Genomic DNA, 9,906 nt, shown 5'->3' on the forward strand with positions numbered 1-9,906 from the left:
TTTCAAAACAGGACTCTCAGGCCATATAGCGGCATTAAGACGAATATCATAAATTCAATACTGTCGCCTTCTTGCGTTCAACAGAGCATCTTCGCTGGAAGGAAGCCGGCGATGCAGGCGCGGCTATCTGGACCCGACACCTGTCACTGGCCCGATCACCGACCGACCCGGACTCGAGAGAGACTGCTATCGAATCCGGTACTCGACGAAGTCGGCACAGCCACAGGCCGGGCAGGACCCATCGCTTTCGTCGACGGACTTTCCACAGCGACGACACTCCTCGATCGTCGTGGTACCGTCGGCACGAAAGAGTACTGACTTGACCGTCTCCCGCATCGTCGACGCCGTTGACCGCCCGGAACGGTTCTGACTTACCATGCCGTAGTCGACCTCGATATCGTAGTTCGTTATTCTCCGGCTACCGTGACTGTCACGAACTCGTGTCGGTTTCGGCGGACGGAACACAGTGGTTTACTCGCCCAACGGCGCGTTCGAATCCGCCACCGTCGGACTGGTCGCACTATAGTAGCCACTGCAAGTCAGTGCGCACCTGATCGTCAGACGGATCGGCGATCAGTGTGCAAACCGTTGCAGTTGTTACTATCGCCGTCCCTTCTCATGCTGTGGCCCTGACGAAAATACCGCCAGCGACCTCGGACGGGCCAGTCGATAGACCGTTGCGAGTCGGGTCAGCGAGTCACCGATCTGGGATCAGCGATCAGTGATCCGGTGCAAGCGCGTCGATCGTCTCCTCTATCTCTTCCGGCGTCGCTCCACGCGGGAAGCCGATCGCGATATCGTCGAGGCCGTCGATCTCCGCGAACTTGCGTAGTTCTTCGCGGGTCCGTTCGGGTGTCCCCGACGCGCCGACCGCATCGAGCAACTCGTCGGAGATCGACCCGAGGGCGTCTTCCGTGTCGCCGCTGGCCCAGGCCGCGGCGATTTCGTGAGCCTCGTCTTCGTACCCCTGCCGCGAGAGCGACTCGCGGTAGTAGGTCCCCATCGCACCGACGTAGAACGCCAGATGTTCGCGGGCCAGCTCGCGGGCACGCTCGCCGTCTTCGAGCGCGCAGGCGGTAAGCGAGAGAGTGACCCGGACATCGTCGGGATCACGGTCGCCCAGGTCCGCACCACGGCGCAAGTCCTCGAGACGTTCCTCGAGCCCCTCTGGGGTGAAGACGGTCGCGTGCCAACCGTCGGCGAACCGGCCGGCGAGTTCGACCGACTTCGGACCCATTCCCGCAGCGTCGATGGGGACCGGCTGTTCGGGAGGGTCACAGCGCAGCCGGAACCCGGACAGCGAGAAGATGTCACCGTCGTAGTTGACCGTCTCGCCGGACATGACCATACGCATGACCTCGAGGTACTCGCGGGTACGACGCAGCGGCCGGTCGAAGTCGGCTCCGTGCCAGCCTTCGATGACAGCCGGTCCGCTGGGAGCGATCCCCATCCGGAGACGGCCGTCCGCGACCTCCTGTAGGGTCGTCGCGGTCTGTCCCAGCAGGGCCGGCGATCTGGAGTAGACGTTGACGATACTCGGCCCGAGGCCGATCGTCTCGGTCTCGCGTGCGATGTTCGTGAGCACGGTTGGGGCGTCTCGCCCCCAGGTTTCGGGGAGCCAGGCGTACTCGTAGCCGCGTTCTTCTCCGCGTCGGGCGTAGTCGACGATCGCGTCGACGCTTGGCTGTGCAGCGACCGGAAGGTGTAGGCTTCTGTCCGTCATGGGTTCGAATCGATCGAATCGGCCCGCGCAGCGCCGGTCCGCAGTGTCACGGGTGACGCATTACCCTCGAGGGGATCGCGTGCCGTTCGGGTCGTCCACTCCTACGAACACAGTCAACTCTATTAAAGTTCCCTCCGAACCACGGGAAACGCCGCACTTCCCTCGACACCGTGGGCCACTCCTCGACTGCAACCGATCGAAGCGAGAACGGAATCGTCGGCTGACCTTAGAACAGCGCGTCGAGTTCGCCGCCAGTGTCTATCAGCGACGCGAACTCGTCCTGGGCGTTCGCTCGGACCGACTCGGTCGTCTCCTGGGCCTCGATCGCGACTTGCTGGAGCTGGTCGACTCGCGGCACGTCCGTCACGCCCGAGAGGAGCACGATCGCGCCGACCTCGTCGCGGTCCGACAGCGGGTAGTCGCCGCCGCGGATTTCCATGCTTCCGGTCTCGTCCTCGAGCCACTGCCGGCCACGCTCGACGCCCTTGCGATTGAGGTGCTCGGCGGGGCCGGTGGCGACGACGAGACCGCGGTCGGCACTCGAGACGTCACACGGCAGCGTCAATCGGCCGAGCGCCGCCTTGCGTACCAGGCTGGTCATCCGGTTCGTCGCCTGTCCTTCGTCGAACCCGTCGTCGTCGCGGAACGACGAGAGCAGGCCGCCCGTATCGACCGTTTCTCGCGCGTAACCGATCGTCGAGACGCCGCCCTCCAAGGTATTGATGATCTCCGAGGAGTCGACGACGCTTTCGGCCACGTCGTCGTCCTCGTCGATCTCGCCGGCGGCGAACAACAGGCCGAACCGCTCGACGATCTCGCGGTTGATCCGGCTGTAGCCGTCCTCGACGGACTCGCCGGCGCTGCGCCAGACGTCGTTGTCGAAGACAAGCAGGTTGTCGACCTCGCGGACGAACGTCTGGAACGATCGGGCCGCGTTCAGGGTGTAAATCCCGCCCTCGTCGGTCGCAGGGAGGATACCCAGGCCGTAGACCGGTTCGTTGTAGATCCGTTTGAGGTGTTTCGCGAGAACCGGGGCACCGCCCGATCCCGTCCCGCCGCCCATTCCGGCGACGACGAGGAACGCGTCGATCTCGTGGACCGGAATCCGATCGATCGCGCCCTGAATCTCGTCGATGTCCTCTTCGGTGACCGTCGCACCGAGTTCGTTGTCGGCACCGACACCGTGGCCCTTGACCCGGGCCTGTCCGATGAGCACACGGTTTTCCGTACGAACGTTTTCGAGGCCTTTGAGGTCCGCCGTCGCCGAGTTGACGGCGACCGCCGCTTCGACGAATCCACCGCCGATCTCGTCCTCGTAGGCCACAAACTCGTCGACGACTTTCCCGCCTGCCTGTCCGAAGCCGATTAGTGCGAGTTTCATGGTTGTCTCTCGTGGCCGCTCCCGACCGCACGCGAACGATCGCGTCTCGAGGTGGGAACAGATGCCACGCTCCGACCGTGTCCGGAAACGGCTATTGTTATGCTGTTCGTATATCGGAAGGAAAGACGGTAGCCAAATCGAGACTGTTTGGCGTTCGGTATAGTCACCGATTACAACAAGAACAGCGCGAACGCCCACGAGTTCACTCTGGGACGAAGCGCGTAAGCTTGATTGGTAGTCCCCTCGTAGGGTGGCCTCCGAGGTCGGGGCAAACCCGCCCACGCCGCTGTCATACCCGGGAGCCACACTGACTTCAGAACGCCGGCAGCCGACCGGCGACCGTCCACGTGGGAATGCCCGTCTGGGACCGGCGCTGGTCCGTTGCCAGCACACCCCCACGACTGCAGTCGTGGGAGAAGTCAGTACCCGACTTCCTTTCGAACTGCCGAACCTTCGAACGGGCGGGCGGCCGATGTTCGAGCCCGAACCCGTTCGCAGAACGCGGCCCGAGAAACACGCTCACTTCCGTCCGATTCCCTCGTATTGACCACCGAAACCCACTCTCGAGCGTATTTTCGAGGTGTCGTCTCGAGAGTAAGTCCTATACATCGTGGAGATGTACGTCCTCCGATATGGAAAAGGGCGCGCCGTCGACGACGCGGCGAAGGGCACTTGCGGGAGCCGGGAGCGTCGTCACCGCGTCGCTTGCGGGCTGTTCGGAACGGCTCTGGTCGCGCGCGGAGAACGTCGGCACCGACCAGATCGGGCTGACGATCAAGACGGTGCCGGCAGACGACGACCTCGCGGCCGCGACGATCATGAGTCAGTTCCGCGAGAACCTCAGGGACGCCGGCATCGCCGTCACGCACGAACCGGTCCCCAGACCGGATCTCTATCGCGACGTCCTCCTTCGAGGTGACTACGACGTATTCGTCGCTCGCCACCCCGGCATCGACGAGTACGACGCGCTTCGGGGGTTGCTGCACTCCCAGTTCGTCGGCGAACGCGGCTGGCAGAACCCGTTTCACTTCTCGGACCTCACGGCCGACGAGTACCTCGAGGCTCAGCGGGACCGAAGCGGGGACGAACGCCACGAGGCGATCGAGGACCTGCTCGAGCACCTGGCCGAGGCGGTTCCGTACACTACGGTCGCGTTCCCGCTCGAAGTCGCCGGGTGTCGAGAGGGGATCGACGCGCGCCGACCACTTTCGGGACCGCTCGACTACCTCGACGTGCTCTCCCGCGAACCCGCCGATGGGGCCCGCGACGGCCCACTCGATGTCGGAGTCTACGGGGAGCGACTCGGTGATCGGCTGAACCCGCTCGTCGTCGACCGAAACCGGGTCGACGGGTTGTTGGGGCTGCTGTACGACCCCCTGGTTCGATCGGTAGCGACGGACGACAGTGACGCCGACGAAGGGAGCGGAAACGGACTGGTAACGTCCGCTCCGCCGGACGGTCCAGGCCGGACGCCCCCCGAACGGGAGCCCGTTCCGTGGCTCGCCGAAGACGTTACGTGGGAGGACGACGGCCCATACCTTCGGGCAGACGTCACGCTCCGGGACGGTCTTCGGTGGCACGACGGCACGGAGTTGACGGCCACCGACGTGGTGTTTACCTACCGATTCATACAGGACACGTCCGGCGGTGAGGTCGACGGCGGCGTCCCGGCACCGCGATACCGGAGTCGACAGACGGTCCTCGAGACCGTCGATGCGCTCGACGACCGGACCGTCAGGTTCTCGTTCGGCGAGACGACCCGTCCGGCCGCGGCCCGTGCGTTCTCGGTTCCCGTTTTGCCGGAGCACGTCTGGGAGCCACGGACCGAGATCGTCGCCGACCAGCGAACCGAGGCGCTGACGACCGATAACGAAGCACCCGTCGGGTCAGGGTTGTTCCTCTTCGAGGAAGTCACCATGGACACGATCCGACTCGAGCCGTTCGAGGAGCACGTGTTCCGGGGGTCGGAAGATCGACCGGACGTACTCGAGGGGTTCTCCCAGTATTCGGGGCTCCGGTTTCGGATCGCGCCCAACGTCGGGACGATGATCGACTCGCTACTCGAGGGCGAGATCGACCTGACGGGTGACGCCATTCCACCTGGTGAGGTCGAATCGCTCGTCGACGGCGACGGGGTGTCTACGGTGACCGGGACTGCAAACTCGTTTTACATCGTCGGCTACAACCACCACCACCCCGAACTCGGGAACCCCCGCTTTCGACGGCTCATCTCGCGGCTGGTCGACCGCCAGCACGCGGCGGTCGAGTTGTTCGACGGCTACGCGCAACCGGCGAATTCGATCGGATCGCACGTCGGAATCCCCGACGGTGCGTTCGGACCCGACTACGGCGTCGGTTCGGTGGCTGGTGGCAACGACGGAGACGACGGCGACAGTACCAGCGACGACGTGCCCGACGTACTGGAGTTCCCGGGGACTGACGGAGAGATCGACGTCGAACTCGTCCGTTCGCTCTTTCGGGACGCCGGCTATCGGTACGAAGACGGTGAGTTACTCGAATGACACCTCCCCGCTGTCGTCCGCCGCTGGTAGTCTCCGAGCGGTCGCCGACCAATCGGTATATTGGGCTATAGCACGTACCAACAGGCGAGACGAATGTCACTGGCGACCGTCGTACTGGAACTCGCAGTCGTGGTCGCGACGATGCTCGCGGTCGCGGCCCTCGTCGTCGTCGGCCCGCGTCGGTTAGCGGCCGCTGTGGGCGACGTTCGCTGGCGACTCAAGGCCTGCCTGCTGCCGCTTGCTGCCCTCGCCGTGATCCTGTTTCTCCGCTGGGTAACGGTCGACGCCGTCGTTCGTCTGGAACGACAGGTCGTCGGCAATCCGATCACGTCGCTTCTGTTCGAGTTCGAACGGCTACTCTTTCCGGAGTATCCGGTTGCGTTCCTCCAGTCGTTCCAGACGCCGGAACTGACGTCGTACTTCGTGTTCATTTACATCTACGGGTACGCGTTCCTGCTGTTGTTTCCCTTCGTCGCGTACTTCGCGCTCGAGGAGATGGACGAGTTGTCGACCCTGATCGTCGCGTTCGCGGTGAACTACGGGATCGGGCTCGTTTGTTACATCCTCTTTCTCGCGATGGGGCCTCGAAACGTCGATCCGACCCTCTTCGAGGGGCTACTGTACGACGCGTTCCCGGAATCCCGGACGCTGACCAACCAGGTGAACCAGAACACCAACGTCTTTCCCTCGCTGCACACGTCGCTTGCGATGACCGTCTTCTTTCTCGCCTGGCACACCAGAGACGAGTACCCGCTCTGGCTCCCGATCTCGGGCGTTCTCGCGATCAGCGTGGCGCTTTCGACGATGTATCTCGGGATTCACTGGTTCCTCGATGTCGCCGCCGGAATCGCGCTCGCGGCACTCAGCGTTTATATCGCTCGCAACTACACCGTCGAGGGTGCTCTCGACGGGCTCCGTGGCTACCTCGCTGCCCGTATCGACCGTGAGGGGCGTCCGGGCAACTGATCCCGGCGGGGCAAACCGAGACGACCGTCACCAGCGGTACCGACGCTCACACCAACACTGGTGCCCCCCACGTTTTCAGTCCTCGAATCTCCAGGTCGACTATGATCGTTCACTGGCACCGGCGTGACCTTCGCGTCCGGGACAACCGTGGCCTCGCTCGCGCCGGGAGCGGCAGCGACGACCGCATCGTTCCCCTGTTCGTCCTCGATCCGACGATCCTCGAGCACGCGTCTCCGGTTCGCGTGTCGTGTCTGCTCGAGGCGCTGTCGGGGCTCCGTAAGCAGTATCGCGAGCGGGGAGGCGACCTGCTGGTCCGTCGAGGAGAAGCCAGCGATGTCGTTCCGGCGGTTGCATCGGAGTACGATGCCGAAGCCGTCTCCTGGAACGAGGATTACAGCGGACTCGCCCGTGAACGCGACCGGGCTGTTACCGCCACACTCGAGGACGACGGGATCGCTGTCGAGACCGTTCACGACAGGATCGTCCACGAACCCGGATCGATCACGCCGAACAGCGGCGAGCACTACTCCGTTTTCTCGTACTTCTGGAAGAAGTGGCGGGATCGAGAGAAACCGGCACCCGTCGATCCGCCGACAGATGCCGACCTCGCGGATCTCCAGGAGAAAGACGTCACCGAGCCGCTTCCCTCTCTCGAGGAACTTGGATTCGACGAGCCGGACGCGTCGCCACGAACTGTGACACAGACGGCAGCCCGGGACCGGGTCGCGTCGTTCTGTGGCGGGCCGATCTACGAGTACGACGATCGCCGGGATTACCCGGCCTCGGGGGCGACGTCGCGACTTTCAGTTCACTTCAAGTGGGGGACGATCGGACCGCGAGCCGTCTACGCGGCGACCGAGCGGGCGATGGACCGTGCCGAAGCCGACGCCGAGCGCGACGGGGTCACTGCATTTCGTCGACAGCTCGCGTTCCGGGAGTTTTACGCCCACGTGCTCGCGTTCAACCCCGAGATCGTCTCGGAGAACTTCAGCGACGCTGCCGGCGAGATCGACTGGCGCGACGATCCCGACGAGTTCGCGGCCTGGACGGCCGGCGAGACGGGGTATCCTATCGTCGACGCCGGGATGCGCCAGCTCCGCGAGGAGGGCTGGATGCACAACCGCGTCCGGATGCTCGTCGCCGCGTTCCTGACGAAGGACCTCCTGATCGACTGGCGGAAAGGCTACGACTGGTTCCGTCGACGGCTCGCGGACCACGACACGGCAAACGATGTCGGCGGCTGGCAGTGGGCGGCCTCGACCGGAATGGACGCCCAGCCGTACTTCCGCGTGTTCAACCCGGTCAAGCAGGGCCGCGAGTACGACCCTGACGCGGAGTACGTCCGCCGTTACGTCCCCGAACTCGAGGATGCATCTCCTGACGATATCCACGACTGGACGACCCTGTCAGAGACGGAACGCGAGCGGATCGCGCCCGACTATCCGTCACCGATCGTCGATCACGACGAACGCCGAGAGCTCGCGATCGAGACCTTCGAGCGCGCCCGGGACTGATCGATTTTACTGTACTTCTCCTTGAGAGATGGCTACCTGTAACCCGAAATATAGGGGATAATTGTCCGTCTGAACGGGAAATACGTCAGTATTGTCAATCTGTTGGGCACCAGTCTTATCCCAGTGAACCTGTTAGCGGACTGTATGTCCTCTCCAACAGACGCTTCCACGCCGTGTGGAGAGGTGCCCCCCTCTCAGGCCATCGTCGAAGCGGTCGCCGCCCGTGAGGGCGTCGACGCAACCGAGATCGAGCCACCGGAGTACGAGCCACTGTACTCGGTCGTCAATCCGGAGGCGCTCGATTCGCTCTTTCGAACCTCCCACGCCTTGAACGATCGAGGCGCACTCGTCGCACTCGAGTACGAAGGGTACGACGTCGTCGTCCACGGCGATGGACACGTCGACGTCCGCGAACAGGACGACGAGGACGCCTCGTTCGTCGATCGCGTCGTGGAGTGATCCGGTCGGTCTCGAGGGCTACAGTGAGGCGTGTCGCCGAAACCGTCGTACCAGTTTCCCAGTCGTGCCGGTCGTACCAGTCGTATCCGGCTTCGTCCGCTCCTCGAAGATCGCCTCACTCGTCGATGGTGACCGTTCCGCCGTCCTCGCTCGAGCGGTAGATCCCGTTGACGATTCGCTGTACCGTCAGCGCCTGTCCGAGGCTGTCGTCGGTGCGCTCGTCGATGGCGATCCGATCGAAAAACGCGCGCTGTTCGTCAGTGTGCGTATCGTTTTGTCGGGTCTCGATCGTCGTGTCCTCGAGATGGTCCGGGCCGACGTTGCTCGCCGAGTAAAACGAGAGCGTCCCCTCGAGTAGGTCGAACACCGCCGCCGATTCGGTCCCGCGGACGACGAACTCGTGATTCGCAGGGCGGTTGGTCGCCCAGGCCACCTCGAGCGAGATCGATTGGCCGGAGCGACAGCGGACGAACGCGCTGGCGGAGTCGTCGACGTCGAACCCCGCCGGCCCCGCATCGTCTGCCCACATGTCGAGGTAGGCGTACTCCTCACGAGAGCCGAATTCGCTGCGAGTGACGCCGCTGACCTCCGCTACCTCGGGGTAGTCGAGCAAGTACAGCGCCAGGTCGATGGCGTGGACGCCGAGGTCGATCAGGGCACCGCCGCCGGCGATCTGTCGTCGGGTGAACCAGGAGCCGCGGCCGGGAATCCCGCGTCGCCGCACGTAGTTCGCCTCGACGTGTGAGACCTCGCCCAGCTCCCCGCGATCGAGACGGTTTTTTACGATTCGAACCGCGTTCGAGAACCGGTTGTTGAACCCTACCATGCAGTGGCCGTCGGCGTCTGTCGCCGCCTCCACGATCCGGCGGGCGCTGGCCAGTGAGTGGGCCAAGGGTTTCTCGAGAAGTACGTGCAGATCGCGCTCGAAGGCGTCGATAGCGTACTCCTCGTGGTACTTGTTGGGGGTCGTGATGATGACTGCGTCGACCTCGTCGTACAGTTCCCGGTGATCCTCGTAGACGTCGACGTCGTACCGGCGGGCGAACCGCGTTCGCGCATCGGCAGCGACGTCCATACCGCCGATCAGCGGCACGCCGAGATCGACCAACCGTTCGGCGTGGTACTGTCCGATGTTCCCGAGGCCGACGATTCCCGTTGTGACGTCCGTGTGGTCTGTCATCATCTGTCGTTCATTTCGGTCGGTTGGCGACTAGTACACCAAATATCGCTATATCAAACCCAGGACTCGAACGACCACAACTTCGGGATCTCAAATTCTACAAACCACCATACAGCTGACACCCGTTACGATCGTCCTCAGAGAAGCTGTTTGAAAAAGAA

Annotated in this window: 7 protein-coding genes; 4 read left to right on the top strand and 3 right to left on the bottom strand. The window is 63.7% G+C overall.

The window, feature by feature from the left end; all coding sequences use genetic code 11:
* Positions 1–718: 718 nt before the first annotated feature.
* Both C446_RS11275 and C446_RS11280 read right to left on the bottom strand, forming a co-directional pair.
* Positions 719–1,723, bottom strand: coding sequence for a TIGR04024 family LLM class F420-dependent oxidoreductase (locus C446_RS11275; protein ID WP_006673226.1), 1,005 nt, complete (start codon positions 1,721–1,723; stop codon positions 719–721).
* A gap of 226 nt (positions 1,724–1,949) precedes the next feature.
* Positions 1,950–3,104 (bottom strand): tubulin/FtsZ family protein, encoded by a 1,155-nt coding sequence (locus tag C446_RS11280; RefSeq protein ID WP_006673227.1) that lies wholly within the window; start codon positions 3,102–3,104, stop codon positions 1,950–1,952.
* 632 nt (positions 3,105–3,736) lie between these two features.
* Between C446_RS11280 and C446_RS11285 the strand changes: the two genes are divergently transcribed.
* The 4 genes from C446_RS11285 (at position 3,737) to C446_RS11300 (ending at position 8,565) form a co-directional block, all read left to right on the top strand.
* Complete coding sequence (locus tag C446_RS11285; protein WP_006673228.1) at positions 3,737–5,626, top strand: ABC transporter substrate-binding protein; 1,890 nt, start codon at positions 3,737–3,739, stop codon at positions 5,624–5,626.
* A 93-nt stretch (positions 5,627–5,719) separates the two neighbouring features.
* Positions 5,720–6,592 (top strand): phosphatase PAP2 family protein, encoded by an 873-nt coding sequence (locus C446_RS11290; protein ID WP_006673229.1) that lies wholly within the window; start codon positions 5,720–5,722, stop codon positions 6,590–6,592.
* A 101-nt stretch (positions 6,593–6,693) separates the two neighbouring features.
* Complete coding sequence (locus C446_RS11295; protein ID WP_006673230.1) at positions 6,694–8,106, top strand: cryptochrome/photolyase family protein; 1,413 nt, start codon at positions 6,694–6,696, stop codon at positions 8,104–8,106.
* A 144-nt stretch (positions 8,107–8,250) separates the two neighbouring features.
* Positions 8,251–8,565, top strand: coding sequence for a HalOD1 output domain-containing protein (locus C446_RS11300; RefSeq protein ID WP_049920179.1), 315 nt, complete (start codon positions 8,251–8,253; stop codon positions 8,563–8,565).
* A 115-nt stretch (positions 8,566–8,680) separates the two neighbouring features.
* Here the strand turns inward: C446_RS11300 and C446_RS11305 are convergent, their stop codons facing one another.
* Positions 8,681–9,748, bottom strand: coding sequence for a Gfo/Idh/MocA family protein (locus C446_RS11305; RefSeq protein WP_006673232.1), 1,068 nt, complete (start codon positions 9,746–9,748; stop codon positions 8,681–8,683).
* Positions 9,749–9,906: the final 158 nt, after the last annotated feature.

Origin of the sequence: Halobiforma nitratireducens JCM 10879, assembly GCF_000337895.1 — an archaeon.
In the GTDB taxonomy this organism is placed as follows: domain Archaea; phylum Halobacteriota; class Halobacteria; order Halobacteriales; family Natrialbaceae; genus Natronobacterium; species Natronobacterium nitratireducens.

Bases quoted from the DNA above. Each gene is read 5' to 3' on its own strand.
- C446_RS11285 (WP_006673228.1), top strand. From the start codon at position 3,737: ATGGAAAAGGGCGCGCCGTCGACGACGCGGCGAAGGGCACTTGCGGGA.
- C446_RS11305 (WP_006673232.1), bottom strand. From the start codon at position 9,748: ATGATGACAGACCACACGGACGTCACAACGGGAATCGTCGGCCTCGGG.
- C446_RS11275 (WP_006673226.1), bottom strand. From the start codon at position 1,723: ATGACGGACAGAAGCCTACACCTTCCGGTCGCTGCACAGCCAAGCGTC.
- C446_RS11290 (WP_006673229.1), top strand. From the start codon at position 5,720: ATGTCACTGGCGACCGTCGTACTGGAACTCGCAGTCGTGGTCGCGACG.
- C446_RS11280 (WP_006673227.1), bottom strand. From the start codon at position 3,104: ATGAAACTCGCACTAATCGGCTTCGGACAGGCAGGCGGGAAAGTCGTC.
- C446_RS11300 (WP_049920179.1), top strand. From the start codon at position 8,251: ATGTCCTCTCCAACAGACGCTTCCACGCCGTGTGGAGAGGTGCCCCCC.
- C446_RS11295 (WP_006673230.1), top strand. From the start codon at position 6,694: ATGATCGTTCACTGGCACCGGCGTGACCTTCGCGTCCGGGACAACCGT.